Annotated in this window: 24 protein-coding genes; 21 read left to right on the forward strand and 3 right to left on the reverse strand. The window is 35.2% G+C overall.

What is annotated here, in order from left to right:
• Nucleotides 1-105 precede the first annotated feature (105 nt).
• From rpmG to JMM81_RS01780, 12 genes are all read left to right on the forward strand, one after another.
• Nucleotides 106-255 (forward strand): 50S ribosomal protein L33, encoded by a 150-nt coding sequence (rpmG, locus tag JMM81_RS01725; RefSeq protein WP_071395755.1) that lies wholly within the window; start codon nt 106-108, stop codon nt 253-255.
• A 136-nt stretch (nt 256-391) separates the two neighbouring features.
• Nucleotides 392-967 (forward strand): 5-formyltetrahydrofolate cyclo-ligase, encoded by a 576-nt coding sequence (locus JMM81_RS01730; protein WP_256239778.1) that lies wholly within the window; start codon nt 392-394, stop codon nt 965-967.
• Complete coding sequence (locus tag JMM81_RS01735) at nt 955-1734, forward strand: DUF92 domain-containing protein (RefSeq protein ID WP_256239779.1); 780 nt, start codon at nt 955-957, stop codon at nt 1732-1734. Before JMM81_RS01730 ends, JMM81_RS01735 begins: the two co-directional genes overlap by 13 nt.
• 192 nt (nt 1735-1926) lie before the next feature.
• Nucleotides 1927-2874, forward strand: a complete 948-nt coding sequence (locus JMM81_RS01740) for an L-lactate dehydrogenase (protein ID WP_256239780.1) — start codon at nt 1927-1929, stop codon at nt 2872-2874.
• Between the two features lie 137 nt (nt 2875-3011).
• Nucleotides 3012-3206 (forward strand): hypothetical protein, encoded by a 195-nt coding sequence (locus JMM81_RS01745; RefSeq protein ID WP_256239781.1) that lies wholly within the window; start codon nt 3012-3014, stop codon nt 3204-3206.
• Nucleotides 3207-3344: 138 nt separating this feature from the next.
• A complete protein-coding gene (locus JMM81_RS01750; protein ID WP_256239782.1) occupies nt 3345-4883 on the forward strand; it encodes a rhomboid family intramembrane serine protease in 1539 nt (512 codons plus the stop codon).
• Between the two features lie 79 nt (nt 4884-4962).
• Nucleotides 4963-5175 (forward strand): YqgQ family protein, encoded by a 213-nt coding sequence (locus tag JMM81_RS01755; RefSeq protein ID WP_256239783.1) that lies wholly within the window; start codon nt 4963-4965, stop codon nt 5173-5175.
• Between the two features lie 10 nt (nt 5176-5185).
• Nucleotides 5186-6187: an ROK family glucokinase gene (locus tag JMM81_RS01760; protein WP_256239784.1), complete on the forward strand. Its 1002-nt coding sequence runs from the start codon at nt 5186-5188 to the stop codon at nt 6185-6187.
• A gap of 256 nt (nt 6188-6443) precedes the next feature.
• Entirely contained in the window at nt 6444-8321 is a 1878-nt protein-coding gene (locus tag JMM81_RS01765; RefSeq protein WP_256239785.1) for an LTA synthase family protein, read from the forward strand.
• 104 nt (nt 8322-8425) lie between these two features.
• Nucleotides 8426-9613 carry a M14 family metallopeptidase gene (locus JMM81_RS01770; RefSeq protein ID WP_256239786.1) on the forward strand — a complete coding sequence of 396 codons (1188 nt, stop codon included), beginning with the start codon at nt 8426-8428 and terminating at the stop codon, nt 9611-9613.
• Between the two features lie 258 nt (nt 9614-9871).
• Nucleotides 9872-11005 (forward strand): YqgU-like beta propeller domain-containing protein, encoded by a 1134-nt coding sequence (locus tag JMM81_RS01775; RefSeq protein WP_256239787.1) that lies wholly within the window; start codon nt 9872-9874, stop codon nt 11003-11005.
• 32 nt (nt 11006-11037) lie between these two features.
• Nucleotides 11038-11352, forward strand: a complete 315-nt coding sequence (locus JMM81_RS01780; RefSeq protein ID WP_256239788.1) for an MTH1187 family thiamine-binding protein — start codon at nt 11038-11040, stop codon at nt 11350-11352.
• A gap of 54 nt (nt 11353-11406) precedes the next feature.
• Here JMM81_RS01780 and JMM81_RS01785 read toward each other — a convergent pair whose 3' ends face one another.
• On the reverse strand, nt 11407-11580 hold the full coding sequence (locus JMM81_RS01785) for a DUF2759 domain-containing protein (protein ID WP_256239789.1): 174 nt from the start codon (nt 11578-11580) through the stop codon (nt 11407-11409).
• Nucleotides 11581-11831: 251 nt separating this feature from the next.
• Here JMM81_RS01785 and JMM81_RS01790 point away from each other — a divergent pair, with 251 nt between their 5' ends.
• Both JMM81_RS01790 and JMM81_RS01795 read left to right on the forward strand, forming a co-directional pair.
• On the forward strand, nt 11832-12464 hold the full coding sequence (locus tag JMM81_RS01790; RefSeq protein WP_256239790.1) for an MBL fold metallo-hydrolase: 633 nt from the start codon (nt 11832-11834) through the stop codon (nt 12462-12464).
• Nucleotides 12465-12627: 163 nt separating this feature from the next.
• Complete coding sequence (locus JMM81_RS01795) at nt 12628-13713, forward strand: class I SAM-dependent methyltransferase (RefSeq protein ID WP_256239791.1); 1086 nt, start codon at nt 12628-12630, stop codon at nt 13711-13713.
• Between the two features lie 116 nt (nt 13714-13829).
• Here the strand turns inward: JMM81_RS01795 and JMM81_RS01800 are convergent, their stop codons facing one another.
• Both JMM81_RS01800 and JMM81_RS01805 read right to left on the reverse strand, forming a co-directional pair.
• The gene (locus tag JMM81_RS01800) at nt 13830-14075 is read right to left on the reverse strand and encodes a DUF2626 domain-containing protein (protein WP_256239792.1); all 246 of its coding nucleotides are present in this window, start codon (nt 14073-14075) and stop codon (nt 13830-13832) included.
• 173 nt (nt 14076-14248) lie between these two features.
• A complete protein-coding gene (locus JMM81_RS01805) occupies nt 14249-14950 on the reverse strand; it encodes a helix-turn-helix transcriptional regulator (protein ID WP_256239793.1) in 702 nt (233 codons plus the stop codon).
• A 406-nt stretch (nt 14951-15356) separates the two neighbouring features.
• Between JMM81_RS01805 and comGA the strand changes: the two genes are divergently transcribed.
• The 7 genes from comGA to comGG are packed head-to-tail and all read left to right on the forward strand — an operon-like array spanning nt 15357 to nt 19360.
• On the forward strand, nt 15357-16427 hold the full coding sequence (gene comGA, locus JMM81_RS01810; protein WP_256239794.1) for a competence type IV pilus ATPase ComGA: 1071 nt from the start codon (nt 15357-15359) through the stop codon (nt 16425-16427).
• A complete protein-coding gene (gene comGB / locus JMM81_RS01815) occupies nt 16414-17445 on the forward strand; it encodes a competence type IV pilus assembly protein ComGB (protein WP_256239795.1) in 1032 nt (343 codons plus the stop codon). Before comGA ends, comGB begins: the two co-directional genes overlap by 14 nt.
• Before the next feature lie 29 nt (nt 17446-17474).
• On the forward strand, nt 17475-17789 hold the full coding sequence (gene comGC, locus JMM81_RS01820) for a competence type IV pilus major pilin ComGC (protein WP_256239796.1): 315 nt from the start codon (nt 17475-17477) through the stop codon (nt 17787-17789).
• On the forward strand, nt 17786-18235 hold the full coding sequence (gene comGD / locus JMM81_RS01825) for a competence type IV pilus minor pilin ComGD (protein WP_256239797.1): 450 nt from the start codon (nt 17786-17788) through the stop codon (nt 18233-18235). The genes comGC and comGD overlap by 4 nt, the downstream gene beginning before the upstream one ends.
• Nucleotides 18219-18554 carry a hypothetical protein gene (locus JMM81_RS01830; protein WP_256239798.1) on the forward strand — a complete coding sequence of 112 codons (336 nt, stop codon included), beginning with the start codon at nt 18219-18221 and terminating at the stop codon, nt 18552-18554. The genes comGD and JMM81_RS01830 overlap by 17 nt, the downstream gene beginning before the upstream one ends.
• Entirely contained in the window at nt 18538-18984 is a 447-nt protein-coding gene (comGF, locus tag JMM81_RS01835; protein ID WP_256239799.1) for a competence type IV pilus minor pilin ComGF, read from the forward strand. The genes JMM81_RS01830 and comGF overlap by 17 nt, the downstream gene beginning before the upstream one ends.
• A complete protein-coding gene (gene comGG / locus JMM81_RS01840) occupies nt 18974-19360 on the forward strand; it encodes a competence type IV pilus minor pilin ComGG (protein ID WP_256239800.1) in 387 nt (128 codons plus the stop codon). The genes comGF and comGG overlap by 11 nt, the downstream gene beginning before the upstream one ends.
• Nucleotides 19361-19380 lie beyond the last annotated feature (20 nt).

A 19380-nucleotide genomic window follows, 5' to 3' on the forward strand; every position in this document is an offset into this window, starting at 1 on the left:
CCCGTTTAATAATTTAAAAACAGACTAGCATTTCCTTATGAAAAGTGATATTATAGAAAAGTCGTATGAGCGAACTAGCTTGAACATATTTTGGAGGGAAATGACATGCGTGTAAATATTACGTTGGCGTGCACAGAGTGCGGAGACCGTAACTATATTTCAAAAAAGAATAAACGGAATAATCCAGATCGTCTTGAGCTGAAGAAATATTGCCCAAGAGAAAAGCGTACAACTGCACATCGTGAAACAAAATAAGCAGCAGGACTTTCCTGCTGCTTTTTTTGTTTTTTATAGTATAAAAAAATCTGTAGATCAGTAGATTTTATCCACATGAACAAAAATATTGCTCGACTGATGGAAGGTTCATTTTATCAAAGAAAGGACTATTTAAATGAATGAAAAGCAAAGGTTGCGGAAAGAAATAAAAGAACGACTGCGTTCTATTCCAAAGGCATTATATGAACACCACTCTTATACAATTGCCCAAACTCTTTACAAAGATCCATTGTGGATCTCTGCACATACAATCGGAATTACGATTTCGAATTCTCCTGAAGTTGATACATATCAAATTATTCGTAAGGCCTGGGATGAAGGGAAAAGGATCGTGACTCCAAAATGCTTGCCTAAAGAGAGACAGATGGATTTTCGTGTATTAGATCGTTTTGATCAACTCGAATCTGTCTATTTTGGTTTACTTGAGCCGATTGAAGCGAAAACGAAGAAAGTGGATCCTGCTGAAATTGATCTTATGATCGTTCCTGGATTAGGCTTTGATAAGAATGGATTTAGACTCGGTGTGGGAGGCGGATATTACGATCGATTTCTGAAAAAATATAGTGGGAATACTGTATCACTAGCTTTTCAGGAGCAAATGGTTACTGATCTCCCAAAGGAAGTACATGATCTTCCTGTTGCAAAAATCATTACAAATGAAGGAAGATTTTCAGCTCCATGTCAAATGTAGTGGTTATCCTTTTCTTTATTACAGCAACAGTGACCTTGGGTTATTATTTTAAATTATTAACGATTTCTGGAGCCATCACAGCTTTTGTGGTTGGCTTTCTTGTTGTATTAGGTTTAGGTATGGAAGGATTAATGATCCTTGGTCTGTTTTTTACAAGTTCAAGCCTATGGTCGAAGATAAAGAGTGCGAAGAAAAGAAAAGCAGAGGAATTACTGGTTAAAGGGTCACAACGTGATTGGCAACAAGTATTAGCAAATGGTGGGCTTGCAGCAGTGGCAAGCGCTTTATACTACTTGACAGGTGATTCTGTTTGGTTAATTGGATTCTGCATATGTCTTGCTGCTGCAAATTCAGATACATGGGCATCCGAAATTGGTTCCATGAGCAAAGGAAGGCCCGTCAATGTCAAAACATTCAAACGGTCTGAACGAGGAACATCTGGTGCGATAAGTCTACTAGGAACTTTTGCTGCGGGCGTTGGTTCATTTCTAATCGCGATAGCATCCTTTTTTCTTTTTGATTTAACTATCATTGAATTTTATTTTATTCTGATTTTTGGCTTTTTGGGTAATTTGGTTGATACGATCCTTGGCGCGTTTGTCCAAGCAAGTTATCAATGTTTAAATTGTGGAATTATAACAGAAAAGCAAACCCATTGCGGTATGAAAACGAAATTAATCAAAGGATTTCGCCTTTTAAATAATGATACAGTTAATTTCCTTTCTGTTTTTTTTGCTCTAGTAATGGGAATGTTAATGATGAATTAATCGTTTACTATTTTGTAACAATGATAACGATTTCATGTTAAAAAGGAGTAAACGTTTTTGGAAAAATAGTGTATAATAATATTGTGAATTGATTCACAAATAGTATTAAGCGTATTGTGATAAATTATGAATGAATTAATTAATGTGAATGGTGAAAATACTATATGAAAAGAAACGGTAGGTGAAACAGCGATGAAAGATCGTGTTAATCGGGTTGTTTTAATTGGTACAGGTGCTGTAGGTTCAAGCTATGCCTTTGCTTTACTTAATCAAGGGATTACAGAAGAGCTCGTTTTGATTGATTTAAATAAAGAGAAATCTGAAGGAGATGCCATGGATTTAAATCATGGAATGGCTTTCGCTCCATCATCCATGAGGATTTGGTTTGGTGATTATTCTGACTGTAAGGATGCGGATCTAATTGTCATTTGTGCAGGCGCTGCCCAAAAACCTGGAGAAACTCGGTTGGATCTTGTTGAAAAAAACGCAAGGATTTTTAAAGGGATTGTTGATCAAATTATGGAAAGTGGATTTGATGGAATTTTCTTAGTTGCAACTAACCCAGTTGATATCTTAACATATGCGGTTTGGAAATATTCCGGATTACCGAAAGAACGGGTTATAGGATCAGGAACGATTCTTGATACAGCACGTTTCCGATTTTCACTGGGAGAGTACTTTGATATTGATACAAGAAACGTTCATGCTTATATTATTGGTGAACACGGGGATACGGAATTGCCAGTCTGGAGTCATGCGGATATTGCGAATCGACCGATTTCTGAATGGGTGGCTTATGATAAAAAGTATAAACAAGAAGACTTAGACAAACTCTTTATAAACGTTCGAGATGCTGCCTATCATATTATTGAAAAGAAGGGCGCTACCTTCTATGGGATTGCAATGGGGTTAGTTCGATTAACGAAAGCTATTCTACAAAATGAAAATTCAGTGTTAACCGTTTCTGCTTATTTAAGCGGTGAATATGGACAAAAGGATATTTATGTGGGTGTGCCAGCAGTCGTGAATCGAAATGGAATTCGTGGAGTAGTGGAACTTGAATTAACAAATGACGAAAAACAACAGTTTGATCACTCTGTTTCTGTTTTGAAAAAATTTGTGACATCTGTTTTTGAATAAACGGTTTTGTCAAAGGGATTGTATTTGATCCCTTTTTGTTTTATTCATACTGGAGAGATGAATGAATTCATTTTTCTTCTCTATTCATAGGATAAATGGAAGTGTTTTATCCCAAACTATTATAAGGAGGGATGTTGATGTCAAGAATACTATCGATCTTTTTAATTGGTGTTGGTGGCTATTATTTATTTCAAAAACGGTTTCGTGTTCTAAATGTGATTCTTGGAAATACGATTATTCGGCGATTTTTTGTTGGTTTACTCATGAATATTCCCGCTATTAGAAGTCGTATGCTGGGATCTGTATTTTCACAAAACACAAAGCCAATATAAGAGTGAGTAAGAAAGATATCCAAGACCCGATTTGGGTCTTTTTATTTTGATATATAGTGGCAATTCCTTTACGAATGAGCGGAAATTGCCTATAGTAAAAATAAAATAAGTAAGCCTATACAGAAAGTAGGGGGGAATTTGAGTTTTCGAGAGGAATTTCTGTTTTGGAAACTAGCACATTATTTCGTGAGTAAACATGAATATCGAATCGTACAATTGTCAAAAAGTCAAAAAGAACTTTGGCTCGAAAAAATGGAAAATAAAGAAGCACAGGTCATTCGTATCCTCTTACATAATCTTGATTGGAGTAATTGGATGCAACGTGATATTCAAATGACATTAACGAATGGAGAAAGTATCCGTAAGCAGCTAAGGAAAAGATTCATAAATGTCATAAATATATATGTAACCCCTTATCCCCCTGTTGATGATTATCAATTTCGGGTAGAGAAACCATTATTACATCCTAATGGTGAAAAAACAAAGTTAACTTCGGTTATATGTGATCGCCAAAATGGAGTCAAAAATATAGAAACGGTTATGGGGAGCTCGATCTCGATTGACTGGAAAGACGAATATGATGAGAGTGACGTTGAACGAGAAAAACAAGCAACCTTATCTTCAGCCAGCAAAAAAGTGAAATCAGAAAAGGATTTATTCGAAAATGGAAAACCCTTTTATACTTATATCTTTATCGCTATTCAATTAATCATTTTTTTTCTAATGGAAGCAGCTGGCGGTAGTACACACTCTTCAGTATTAATTGAATTTGGTGCTAAAGTAAACTCACTTATTTTAGAAGGTGAGTGGTGGCGGCTTTGGACTCCCATTGTACTCCATATTGGACTATTGCATTTAGTAATGAATACTTTAGCGTTATATTACCTTGGCCCAATGGTTGAGCGGCTCTTTGGGAATAGTCGCTTTCTGTTTATTTATCTATTTGCTGGATTTAGTGGTTCGTTAGGTAGTCTTCTATTTAGCCCTAATATTTCTGCAGGTGCAAGTGGAGCTATATTTGGTTGTTTTGGTGCATTGTTGTATTTTGGTACAGTATTTCCTAAGCTGTTTTTTCGAACAATGGGATTAAATATTCTCATCGTGATTGGGATTAATTTAGTATTTGGGTTTTCCATTTCTGGTATCGATAATGCAGGACATATTGGCGGTTTAATTGGTGGATTCCTTGCAGCAGCAATCGTTCATTTTCCTAAGAAAAAAAGAGTCTTTGTACAGCTTTCGACGTTTCTTTTTAGTTTAGTGCTCATTTATGTTCTTTTTCAATATAGTTTTGCTCATTCTGGAGAGTTGATAAATGAGCAATCAGCTCTTATATTAGCTCAGGAATATGTTGAAAATGAGGATTATGATAAAGCCAATGTGATGTTAAATGAATTTTTAAGTTCTCATGAAGGTACGGTGAATTCTCTTTTTCTTTTATCTTTTACAGAAATAAAAACAGGTAAGAAGGAAGAGGCAAAAGCACATTTACACGAAGTTATTGAAATGGAGTCTAATTTTCATGAAGCCTTTTATAATTTGGCGCTTATTTATTTAAGTGAGGGAAATTATGTGCAAGCGAAAGGGTATGCAATGGAGGCGTCCGAAAAGCAACCTTCGAATGCCGACTATCAAAAATTAGTAAGAGAAATTACGGACTTGGAATCTGCATCTTAGAATCCTAGCTACCTTATCTTGAGCAGTTCGTTCTTTTGGATTATACTGATTTAAAATAAAATAGATGAGGATAATGAAAATGAAGTCAATTTATGATATACAGCAATATTTAAAAAAGTTTGGTACCATTATTTATATTGGAGATCGTATTGCAGATCTCGAATTAATGGAATCGGAAGTTCATGAACTTTATCGATCTCAATTAATGGATACTCGTGATTATCAGACCGCTGTTTTATTGCTCCGGCATGAAATTCAGTTACTAAAAGAGAAAAATAAATCGTCATTTTGAGGTGCTTATCTTGTCTGGAAAATGGTTAATTGGCGTTGATATTGGGGGAACGACGACGAAAATGGCTCTCTTGAACGATAATGGTGAAATAATTGAAAAATGGGAAATTCCAACTGATAACGAAAATGAAGGTAAAAATATTACAGTAAATATTGCTAAATCAATTGAACAAAAATTTAAAAAATATAAAATAACAAAAAGTCATGTGAAGGGACTGGGTGTTGGTGCACCTGGTCCTGCTAATCTTAATACAGGTATGATTGAACATACACCCAATTTAAGTTGGTATGATTATTATCCATTAAGAGAACTGCTTGAACAGCACACAGGTCTTCTTGTTGAGATTAATAATGATGCAAATTGTGCAGCTCTTGGTGAAATGTGGAAAGGTGCAGGTAATGGGGCAAGTGATCTCGTGTGTGTCACACTTGGGACAGGAGTTGGCGGTGGTGTTATAACGAATGGAAAAAATGTTCAGGGGATTCGGGGTGCTGCAGGAGAAATTGGACATATTACGTCAATACCAGATGGAGGGGCACGATGCAATTGTGGGAAATCGGGTTGTTTAGAAACGATTGCGTCTGCAACTGGAATCGTTAGACTGGCTACGGAACGAGTGAAGAAAGAACCGGATGGTCGTTCAAATAGGCTATCTCTTTTGTATAAAGAAAAGGGTAAAATAACAGCTAAAGATGTGTTTGATTTAGCAAGAGACGGTGAAAAAATAGCAGTGGAAGTCACAGTAGAAGTTTCTTTTTACCTTGGTTTTGCTCTAGCTAATATTGCTAATACATTAAATCCTGATAAAATTGTTCTTGGTGGTGGAGTATCAAAAGCTGGAGAGATTCTCCTTAATCCGTTGAGTGTTCATTTTAAAAAGTTTTCCTTTCCTAATATAGCTAACTCAACAGAACTTGTCTTAGCAAAATTAGGGAATGATGCGGGTGTCATAGGAGCTGCATGGATGATAAAAAGTAATGAATACATGAATAACAAAGAAACTGAACGATAAGGTGCCAGACATCTTATCGTTCAGTTTCTTTGTTATGATCTAATCATTTATATGAAACTTTTTTTACATAGTAGACGTCTTAATGTGTGTGGATAGCTGGAACTGTCACTAGGATATTCTATAATTCCTTTTTTAGTAGGGTTTGATTTTTTGTAAAAAAGGATTAATGTATGTTTATTTTATCGAGAGAAAAACCCGAAAATGACCATATCTAGTTATCCATATCTATTTATATGCTAGGGAGGTTAGGTACATAATGCGAACGATTCATGGGTCAAAGATTTCTCTTGTTGTGCTTGCAATAGTATTGCTTTGGCTAAAGACATATATTGCTTATAAAACTAGTTTTGAAATAAAGATTGAAAACTGGAGGCAAGAGTTTATTCTGTTTATCAATCCGTTAAGTTTTCTTATGTTTATTTTTGGATTTAGCATGTTTTTAAAAGAGAATAATCAAAGACATTATATTGTATTTTCTAGTTTTATAATTTCTAGCGTTTTATTTGCAAATGTTGTATTCTATCGTTTCTTTAATGACTTCTTGACGTTACCCGTTTTATTTCAAACGAGTAATATGAGTGATTTGGGAAGTAGTGTGAATCAACTATTGAATTGGTCCGACTTGTGGTATTTTTCTGACTTTATTTTTTTGTTTTTCCTATTGAAATCAAAACCGAAATTCATTTCTTTTCGTCAATATTCTAAGGTTGAGCGTCGAGTATTCATGTTATTGGCGATTGCAATAGCCTTTTTTAATCTTGGGTGGGCCGAGGCTGAGCGTCCTGAGTTATTAACAAGAACGTTCGATCGAGAGATGCTTGTCAAGAATATCGGTACATATAACTATCATATATATGATGTATTTTTGCAGTCCAAATCATCTGCCCAACGAGCGTTAGCGGATGGAGGAGAACTAGTAGATATTGAGAACTATAATCGTGTTAATTATAAAGAACCTAGTGATGAAATGTTTGGGATTGCGAAAGAGAAAAATGTCATTCTCATTTCTCTAGAGTCCACTCAAAGTTTTGTCATTAATCGTACAGTTAATGGAGAAGTTATTACACCATTTTTAAATGAATTTATTAAGGAAAGTTATTATTTCGATCATTTTTATCATCAGACAGGGCAAGGAAAAACATCTGACTCAGAATTCATCGTAGAAAACTCACTTTATCCCCTAAGTCGTGGTGCCGTTTTTTTCACGCATTCAGGCAATGAGTATCGTGCAACGCCCGAGATTTTGAATGAAAATGGTTATTTTACGGCATCCTTACATGCGAACAATAAAAGCTTTTGGAATCGAGATATTATGTATGATTCAATTGGTTACCAGCGTTTCTATTCATTATCGGATTATGAGGTGAATGAAGAGAACTCGATTGGTTGGGGGCTAAAAGATGAAGAGTTCTTTCAACAATCTATCCAATATTTAAAAGAAATGCCTAAGCCATTTTACACAAAGTTCATTACATTAACCAATCATTTTCCGTTTGAATTAGGAGAAGAGGATTCATATATTCAACCATATACATCGAGTAGTAAAACACTGAACAACTATTTTCCGACAGTTCGTTATCAAGACGAGGTATTAAAGAACTTTATTCAAAGTTTGAAAGATGAAGGATTATACGAAGATTCAATCATTATTCTTTATGGTGATCATTATGGTATTTCTGAAAATCATAACAAAGCAATGAGTGAGTACCTTGGTGAAGAGGTGACTCCGTTTGTAAGTACACAGCTTCAACGCGTTCCATTTATTATTCACATTCCGGGACAAACTGGAGAAACGATTTCGACTGTATCTGGACAAATTGATATTAAACCAACAATTCTTCATCTATTGGGTGTGGATACAAAAGAGGATATTGAATTTGGAAGAGATTTATTTTCGCAAGATACAATGGATTTTACGGTATTACGTGATGGTAGCTTTATCACGAAGGATCATATCTACACTCGTGAGATTTGCTACGATAAAGCAACCGGTGAACCAACTGCTGAATTAAATGTCTGTGAACCTTATATAGAAAAAACAAAAAAAGAACTCGAGTATTCAGATAGTATCATTTACGGTGATTTGTTAAGGTTTTATGGAGAACAGATAGAAGATAGTCATGAGAGTAAATGAAAAAAGACCTGCAAAGTTCAGGTCTTTTTTCATTCGTCTAGAAGGTTGGTATGATTTCTTGTCTCTTAACATATGTATGATGTGATGGAAAGGGGGAGAAGATAGTGAAGGTCAATGTGCGTTCAGGTGATACACTATGGTATTATAGCCGTTTATTTATGATTCCTTTGAATTTAATTACTGATTCCAATTCAGGGCTTACTGCTACACAACTAAGTGTTGGTCAGGAGATTCAAATCCCTGGATTTTTATCACAATCATATACGGTAAAAAGTGGTGATTCTTTTTGGAAACTTGCGTCAGGTCGTAACCTTTCTGTCGATGCATTACTTCTCTTAAATCAAACTATAAACCCCAGCAGGCTTATGGTTGGTCAAACAATTCAAATTCCAAGGCGAGTCATAACTACTAGTATTAATAAAAATGTAAAATATGACTCTACCCAATTGACAAGAGATATTCAAACATTAAAAAATCAATTCCCTTTTGTTCAGGTGAGAACGATTGGAAGAAGTGTAGAGGGAAAGGTTATCCAAGAAATTCGGCTCGGAAAAGGATCTAAAAAGGTTCATTTAAATGGGTCTTTTCATGGGAATGAATGGATCACCACTCCCATTTTGATGTCGTATCTTAATGCTTTTTTATTATCATTAACCAATAGTCAACCGATTCGAGGACTTACTACGATGCCTTTGTATCAGTCGGTAGATTTATCCATTGTACCAATGGTCAATCCAGATGGAGTAGATTTAGTACTTAATGGACCACCAGCTACTTTAAGGGATGAAGTGATCCGTATAAATGATGGAAGTACAAATTTTAGTGGATGGAAGGCAAATATTCGAGGAGTTGATTTAAATAATCAATTCCCTGCTAAGTGGGAGATTGAAAAGGAAAGAAAGGAACCAAAGTCTCCGGCACCAAGAGATTATCCAGGAGATGCACCATTAACAGAACCAGAAGCAAAAGCTATGGCTTCTTTAGCTGGGAACAATCGTTTCGATCGCTTGCTGGCTTTCCATACGCAAGGAGAAGAATTTTATTGGGGATATGAAGGGTTAGAACCTCCTGAAGCACAAGTATTAGCGACAGAGTTTGAACGGGTAAGTGGTTATAAGGCTGTTCAATCGATTGATAGCCATGCAGGCTATAAAGATTGGTTTATCCAAGAGTTTCGTAAACCAGGCTTTACGATTGAATTGGGCTCAGGGGTTAATCCGCTTCCATTGTCACAGTTTGATGAAATCTATGAGGAGGCACTAGGGATTTTTCTTGCAAGCTTGTATATGTAGAAAGAATATGAAGGAGAAGGATTTTTTTGTACGAAGTTAATATTTGAATTTTGTATTTATAGTGAAAAAAGTGAAACCATTTTCTGCCCTTGTACGTATCTATTTATAAAGAAGATACTTTTTGATAAATGATAAAATACCTCCGTATTGTTTGAATGATAGATCTATTTATAGGTGATCATCTTACCTATATGATGATATGGAGATTTTGTGGAATTTTAACAAAGTTAAGTATAATAGGGCGGTGTGGATAGGGTAATGAAAAGTAAGGCTTTTTTTTTGTGGTTATTATTGATTCCCACACTGCTAATGATTGGATGTGAGAAAAAGGGGGCGTCTAGTTCTCAGACTCAATTAAATCAAAATCAAGCAACAGAATCGGTCGATTCTTTCATTTCGTTGGTTGATGTCAAAGAGAATGTACCTATTCCAATGGAAGAAGGAGATTTCGAAAAGGTCCATGGATGGTTAAGCGAACAAGCCGTTGTTTATTCAACAAACATGCAGAATGGATCGAATGTGTATGTTTATAATTTGATTGAAGGTACGAGTAAACTGCTTGCAGAAATGGATACTATGATCGATTCTATTCATATTAGCGATGCAGGAAATTATCTGTTAATTCGTTCCTCCACTACAACATTGAACTGCTTTATTACGATTGTTAATGAAGAGGGTAAAATTGTTTTTTCTGAGAATATTGACGCTTTTGATGTCGCAGTTGAATGGAACCCTTATAATGAAGAAAAGGTTCTTATTTCAACCTTTACAGAGGATTGGCAGGATCGAACATTTGAAATATCGATAAATGATCAAACCATGTCTGAAATAGAATTATCGAATCCATTTGCTTATTGGATAGATGAAAATGATCTTATTTTTATAGATAGGAATCAAGAAGAGAGTTCATTATGGGCTAATCTAGTCATGAAGGATTTGATAAGTGGTAAGGAGAAAGAGCTTTTCCCCGACATTTTTCAAGTAGGTACATTTAATCGTATGTTCATAACGATAACGAGTGGGCAAGACGATAGGAATGATGCGGTTTATCGCTTTTATGAAAGTAACCTTAATCCCGCTGGTCATTTTTCTATGCCAAAATTATCCCTTTTTTCAGATTGGCTTGTCCCTTATTATGATTTTATTGAGCGATCAAATATGTTTATTTCCTTCCAACCATTGCATAATGATGAGATTGGTATGTATAATAAAGGTTTTCAGCTTTTTACATATGAATTAGGGAGTAAAGATACAAATAAACAGCTAATCATGGAAGGATTAGAAAATGAACCGATCAGTTGTTCATCAGATGGAAATCTTTGTTTATATGGCTACTACTTTGAAAAACTAATTGATTTAGAAAACAAAAAAATAACTCAGTTAGTTTCTTAATTTAAATGAATAAGAAAGAATGGTGGGTAAAAATGGCAATTGTAGATGTAACCGTTATTCCTGTTGGAACAAAAACAGCAAGTGTTAGTACATATGTGGCAGATATTCACAGGGTTTTAAAAAAGTATGAAGAGAAAGGGGAAATACGTTTTCAGTTAACACCAATGAATACGATCATTGAAGGTGATTTGCCCGTATTGTTTGAAGTGATACAGGCGATGCACGAAGTTCCTTTTGAAAAGGGTCTTGTTAGAGTTTGTACAAATATTAGAATTGATGATCGTCGTGATAAAGAGCGTAAAATGGAAGAAAAAGTTGAGAGAGTGAATCATCTTCTTGAGGAATAAAGCAGGATAGACAAGAAAAAAGCACCGTTACGGGTGCTTTTTATTGTCCTATTTTTAGTGAATGGCAGGAAAACCACTGTTAAGTAAAGTCATGACGGAAAACCAACCAAATATGAAGAAGCTTCCAACTGCAAAAAGTGCGCCTAAAAAATTTTTGTTTTTTAATGAATGAACTGAGCCAAAAGCAGCAAGAATTGCTACTAACGCAAAAATGATCACTGTACCCATTAGATAGACCCCCTTTGTCTAATGTTCTTGCACAAGAATGATAATAAAATAAGCGTGTTATTTTGCAACATAAACATATGTAATACAAATGTAAACTTACTTATACTATTTTATAATTTTTCTGAATGTTTGTCGAGTTGAAAAATGCGACTTTTCTAAATAGTATATCGATAGTTTTGGCAAATAATTCGGCATGTACGTCTTTATAGTGTAAAATAACGTTATATTATTGAATATAGGAGGAAGTAATTATGGAATGGACACAAATACCGCTAGGACCGGTTCAAACGAATTGTTACATACTTACGAAGGAAGATTCATCTTGTTTAATTGTAGATCCGGGTGGAGAAGGAGAAAAATTAATTAATTTTCTTCGTGAAAGGGATTTAAAGCCAGTTGGAATTATGCTTACACATGCCCATTTTGATCATATTGGGGCTGTTGATAGCATAAGGGAAGAATATAAGGTTCAAGCTTGCGTACATGTAAATGAAAAGGACTGGCTTACATCGTCAGAGCTTAATTGTTCTGATTTTATGAAATTTGGGAAAGTACAAGTACGTGAGGCAGATACAACGATAAGTGGGGAGCAAGAACTAACAATGGGTTCATTTACGTTCCAAGTATTTGAAACGCCTGGACATTCGCCAGGAAGTGTATCATTATACTTTGAAGATGATGGGATTGTACTTTCTGGTGATGCTTTGTTTAATGGTAGTATTGGCCGTACAGATTTACCAGGGTCAAACCATGAAGATCTGATGAAAAGCATTCATGAAAAATTACTAAGATTACCAGAAGAAACAGTCGTACTCTGTGGTCATGGCCCAGTAACAACAATTGGAAAAGAAATGGCTTCAAATCCTTTTCTTCATGGCCTTTAAAAAGAAAGTCTAAATGCAATGAAAAACCCTTCTCAACTGAGAAGGGTTTTTCTGGGGGATATTCAAATTCTAGTAATGGGAGATTTGTTGTTAATCTACTAACTAAATAATATAATATATATAACACTATGTCAATAGTGTTAACTAATATTTAGGAGTTATTATGCAGAATTTTCTAATTAATTATCTAAACGATAAACCAGAAAAAATGATTTCGTATGCTGAATATATGAACCTTGTTCTCTATCATCCGAAGCTTGGTTATTATATGCGGGAAGGGGAAAAGATCGGACGTAATGGTGACTATATTACGTCAAGTAACATGGCAGACATCTTTGGTAGAACATTTGCTAGATGGTATGCAGGTCAGGTTAAAATACAATCCTATTCCCCGCAGGTTTGTGAAATGGGCGCCGGAAACGGCCGATTTGCAAAAGCTTTTTTGGAGGAGTGGTATGGTTCTGGAAATCCAGAAATCAATTATTTCATTCTTGAAAAAAGTCCTTATCACATCAAACAGCAAAAAGAACTATTTGAGGAAAAGTGGAAGGTTCACCAAATTGAGGATTTAGCTGAGTTGAGAGAGTTTAACGGTTTGTTTTTTTCAAATGAACTTTTTGATGCGCTGCCCGTTCATGTTGTTAAAAAGCAGCAGGGACAACTGTTTGAAATCATGGTGTCGAGTGAAAGGGATCAATTGACCGAAACAGAGGTACCTCTTAGAAATGAAGAAATATATGCTTTCATCGCACAACATAAAGTAATGATTGCTGAGGGACAACGTATCGAAATTCCGCTAAATATGGAAGAGATTATCCTGCAAATAGATGAGGTTCTTACAGAAGGCATGATTGTAACGGTTGATTATGGATACACCAATGATGAATGGAAAGAACCTATAAGAAGAGACGGTAGCTTAAGGGGATATTATCAGCATAGACTGATAAATAATGTGCTAATGAATCCAGGCGAAATGGATTTGACTAGTCATATCCATTGGGATGCACTTGAAAATATCGGGGAAAAGTATCATTTCCGTAAGGTTGGAAAATGGCGTCAAGATGAATTTCTTCTTTCCATTGGGATTTTAGATGAATTGGAGAGCCATAATGATCCTAATCCTTTCTCAGAAGTGAACAAACGAAATCGAGCCATTCGGAGTCTCATCATGCCATCAGGAATTAGCACCGCCTTTCAAGTATTGGTACAAGAAAAGCGTAGTCGGCTTGGCCAGGGGCGACAAGCTTAAGACCTCGAGCCCCTAGCCGACGAAGCTAGACAAAGAAAAACGTAGTCGGCTTGAATGAAACGGTTTACAAAATAAAAAAGCGATGAAAAATCAATCGCTTTTTTATTTCGAGCTTACTAGTGACCGCCAGATCCTGGAATCATCATAAATGTTGTCCAGTATGTAAAACCGACGAAAAAAACTGTTAAGTATGCTCCAAAAATGTAAATATACATACGTTCTGTTAGTTTTAAATAGCTGAGAAGCAGAAAGAACCCTGTTTGACCGAAGAAAATTAAGGACGTTGTATACATATCTCCTATATAAAACATGACTGCAAAAATACCCGTCCAAAACCCTAATACTCGATACATTCGTTCCAACTGTATCCCCCCCTTTGTACTGTGCGTTTCATCACCTATTATAATGAAGTATTCTGAAAAAGTAAATAACTCTTTATATTTAATTAGTTCAAAATACTAGGAATATAAAAAGCAATCAGTGAGAATCACCAATTGCTTTTTTACTGTTCATATAAATAAGTTTACATTATAAATTAACCAATGATAGAGGCTTTATATGTACACGCCTCACAGCCATTTATCAAATTATCTCCTTCGACTAATTCAATCTCGGCAAATAGTGCTTCAAACATTCCTTTTAGAAATTGGGCGTGCATTTGACAGATACTCTCCATATGCTCTTCAGCAATTTCTTTAAATGGACAATTAAAAATTTGAAAGTGTACTTTTGTTTTGTCTTCGTTTGCTTGAAATTCTGGAGAAAGGCCTGCTAGAGTCGAAGCATTTTTAATAATATGAAGTTTTTGATCAAATGTTAACTGATCAACTGATTGCATGCTTCTTGCCATTTCTTGATCAATTAATTCAGTTCCAAATTTTTTTCCGGTTTCGTAGAGTGCCTTTTGCCCAGGTTCTCCAAGCGAAGCCATTGTTTGGATAGCGATTCTTGATAATAGTTGGTAGTCCCGGTATGGGAAATGTAATTGAATTACATCATTTGATAGACGATAAAGTCGACTTGGTCTACCACCTTTTCCAGTTTTTTTTGTTTCAGAAATAAGCATGTTTACATCTTCAAGTTTTGTTAAGTGAAGACGAGCAACGTTAGGATGGATACTAAATTGATCAGCAATTTCTTGTACTGTTACATCTTGATGTCTACTTGTTATATATTGATAAATATAATAACGAGTGGGGTCAGATAAAACATTGGTTATTTTAAGCGTTTGTTCCATAGAAGTTCACCTCAGAAAGCTATACTTTATACCATTATAATACTGTTGTAATAGGTTAACACTGTATTCACTATAAGTTTATAAAATGTTCACAATTGATGAGTGTATTTTTTGATAAATCAGTAAATAATTCGGGTGATATTATGAATAATTTGTGAAGAAGGGTTTGATTTTATGTAATATTTTTTTGTTTTTAGAAGGAAACAAAAAAAAGAAGGCGAATTTTATTATTTATAAAGGCTTTGTTATACAATCATGTTGATGTTTGTAAATCTTACAGGATCTGCATTCAACAGGTTATTTGTTGAAGAAATAAGAAGGGAGCTTCCTACGTTTCATTTTTAATTTTTCAGGTAGTAACCGCTAACAGAGCTTTTATAAGAAAAGAAAGGCGGTGTTATTAGCATTGAGCGTAATTGAAAGACTTGCCGACAGAATCATTACAGAAGCGATGAGAAGTCACGCAACAGATGTCCACATTATCCCACGGAGAGACGATACCCTCGTACAACTTCGAATTTCGAACAGGTTAGTGCCAAAAATTATTCTCCCAAAAGAAGAATGTGATCGTTTAATTTCCCACTTTAAATTTATTGCATCAATGGATATTGGTGAAAGAAGACGTCCTCAAAGTGGCGCTTGTTCGTATATGATGGACGGACAAATGGTAGGACTTCGTTTATCCACTCTCCCAACTAGTCAAAATGAAAGTTTAGTGATTCGACTTCTCCCTCAACAAGAAAATATTCCCTTTTTTCAAATTTCTCTCTATCCTGCTATGACTCGTAAACTACTAGCCCTATTAAAACATTCACATGGACTTATTATTCTAACAGGGCCGACTGGAAGTGGGAAAACCTCCACTTTGTATGCTCTATTAAATGAAACCTCACATATGTATAATCGCAATGTGATCACACTAGAAGATCCAATTGAAAAAGAAAATGAACTTGTATTACAAGTGCAAGTGAATGAAAAGGCCGGTGTTACCTATACAACAGGATTAAAAGCAATCCTTCGGCACGATCCAGATATCATAATGGTTGGAGAGATTCGTGATGCTGAAACAGCCAAAATTGCTGTAAGAGCTGCTCTCACAGGTCATTTAGTCTTAACAACCATGCATACAAAAGATGCCAAAGGTGCTATTTATCGGCTTATTGAGTTTGGTGTGAATTGGCAAGAGATTGAACAAACGCTTGTTGCCATTACGGCACAGAGACTTGTTGAATTAACCTGTCCTTATTGTTCAGGAGATTGTTCACCTGTATATTGTAGGTATGAAAGGGCAAAAAGAGCTAGCGTATTTGAAATGTTATCTGGAAGGGCGTTGACATTGGCTTTACAAGAGGCTAGAGGAGAGAAAAATGAATTTTCTTATCACACATTGCGAGAGGAAATCCGCAAAGGTATTGCACTAGGTTTTATTAAAGACAGTGAATATGAGCGGTGGGTATTTACCAATGAGACGTCATAAATGGTCTCTTGAAGAACAAGCTAGCTTCTTTAAAATGGCAGGAGAGCTTTTATCAAGGGGGTATCCACTTGCTGAAGCGTTGGAATCTATGATGTACCATCTTCCAAAAAATCGTAGAGTAGAGATGAAAGAATGTCTTTATGATTTGAAGGAAGGTTATCCACTTTATTTAATCCTACAAAAACTAGCGTTTGATGAATACTCGATTGGTTATGTTTTTTTTGCTGAACAGCATGGAGGATTGGCTATAGCCTTTCTTGAAAGTAGTAAAATGATGCAAAAAAGAGCAAAAGACTTTGCTAAATTAAAAAGACTATTTTCTTATCCAATTTTTCTTATACTTACGACCATCCTTTTATTTATTTTTGTTCAAAAGTATTTGCTACCACGTTTTTCTACGTTATTTTCTTCGATGAATATTGAAGCGAATTTTTTCACAACGGTTATTTACTTTTTTGGTGATGTTTTTCCCTATCTTTTATTCTTCCTTTTCGTTCTTACCATCCTTTTCTTGCTGTATTACTTTCTTAAATTCAAAAAAAACCTCCCTATCGAACAGAAAATAAAGTTGATGAGAATCCCGATACTATCAGGCTTTCTTCGCTTGTTTTACACACATTATTTTTCCATTCAACTCAGTTATTTGCTTGAAGGGGGACTGTCTGTTAATGAGGCACTTACCATGTTTGAACGGAATAAAGAGCAACCTTTTTATCAACAACTTGGAAGGGAAATAAGAAAAATATTAATAACAGGTGAAAAGTTGGAGGATATATGTAGAAAGTATCCTTTCTTTGAGCGAGATTTAGCGAGCATTGTGAAGCATGGGCAGGATAATGGAAAGTTATCTCAGGAACTAATGTTTTTTGCTACACAATGTTTACGCTTTCTCGAAGAAAAAACAGACAGTTTAATGAAAAAGATACAACCCATTATCTATATATTTATCGGTTTTTTGATTGTTTCGATGTATTTGGCTGTATTATTGCCTATGTTTCACTTATTAGATGGAATTTAAATCAAGGTTTCGAAGGGGGTTTTATACCGATGTTAAAAAATGAAAAAGGATTTACACTAATTGAGATGATGATTGTACTTCTTGTCATATCTGTTTTACTAATGATTACAGTACCCAACGTAACAAAACATAATTCAAGCATTAATGAAAAGGGATGTGAGGCTTACGAAAAAATGGTGCAAGGGCAAGTTCAAGCATATGAAATGGAGCATCATCAAATACCAACAGTTGATGATCTTGTAGCTGGAGACTACCTACTTAATGGTGAAACAGAATGTCCAGCAGGTAAATCGATCTTGATTTCTGCTGACGGCATTGTGACTCTCGTAGACATAGGTGAATGATGAAAAATCAATCAGGTTTTACATTAATCGAAATGTTGTTGGTTTTTAGTGTTTTTCTTGTAATCGTTTCGGTTTCCGCTATTCTTCTTCGTCCCCAATATTTGTTATTTGAAAAAGAACGTTTCTATTCGCAATTCAAAGCAGACCTTTTATATTCCCAGCAATATGCCATCTCCCAACAAAAAAGTCTCGTCGTATATATTCTTCCAAAGGAAAATCGTTATTTTGTAAAAGAGAAATTATCAAGTAAATATATCGTTGATCGTGACATTTCGGACATGGTTACAGTTGAGAATGGTACATTGGGAACATCCAGTATAAATTTTGATTTTACACCGAGTGGCGGAATGAATCGATTTGGAACCGTGTATTTTATCGTTGGTGGGCAGCGTTATAAAATTACTTTTCAAATTGGAGTGGGGAGATTTTATGTGGTTAAAGAATAATGGATTTTACATGGCTGAGCTACTATTGAGTCTTTCAGGGTGGATGTTAATTGCTTGTATTCTTGTTCCGATGTTTATTCAGTTAAATAAACAGTCCATCCAACTTCAAGAGCGATCAGATGCACTTCATATTTTATATGAATATTTACAAACGATCGTTGTTGAAAATTCAGATAGAGAGGATACCATCATCACACGAGGGAATAAGCAATATGAAATCGTTTGGCAGGAGGCAGCAGTAGACGGGAAAACGGAGGTAGTGATCAGTTATGAAGATGTATTCGGATATAAGGTTGACTATTATGAAACCGTTCAATAATAAAGGTTTTACATTTGTTGAGATGATTTGTGCCTTTTCCATCTTTCTCATGATTGTTTCCTTTTTTCCTCTCTGTTTACGATTGCTATATCAAGAGGGTTTTGTGGAAGAACGCCTACAGAAGATGGAATGGGCAGTATTTATTGGGCAAACGAAAAAGGAAATTCGGATGAGTGATAAAGTAAGTGTCGTAGGTAACAGGCTCACTTTAGTAAAAGATGGCCAATCAATTATCTATGAAAGATATGGTTCCAATATTCGCAGAAGGGTGAACTTAAAGGGACATGAGATTACCCTGCAAAATATTAAAACAGTCACATTTGAAGAAGTGGTTAATGGGGTACGGATTTCGGTATTGGATCATTTTGATCAAAATGAAGCGTATATTATTCGAACGATTCTAGATGAGGAGAGTCTCTATGCTCCGTAACCAAAGCGGTTTCACTTATCCATTAACATTATGTCTGTTAATTATTTTTTCCACTATGATAATGATCTATATTGAACAATATATAATGGAAAGTCGAATGTTAACAGAAACGGAAATGATTTTAAAGCAAGATTATTATTTATTGAATTCCGTAAGAATAATTGAAACGACTTTAGCAACAGATGGCGAGAAAAAAGAACAAGGTTCTATTGAGTTCAATGACGGACACGCGGATTATGTCATTATAGAGCTCACAACTCAACTTTGGGAAATCAACATTAATCTTAAAACAGGTATAGATCAAATTGACATAAGTGGATTAGCTTATTATGATACAGACCTACAAAAAGTAATTAAATGGGTAGAGAAAAACTAAGTTTAAAATGAAAAATTCCC

Origin of the sequence: Bacillus sp. V3B, from assembly GCF_024494465.1 — a bacterium.
Taxonomy (GTDB): Bacteria; Bacillota; Bacilli; order Bacillales; family Cytobacillaceae; genus Bacillus_BD.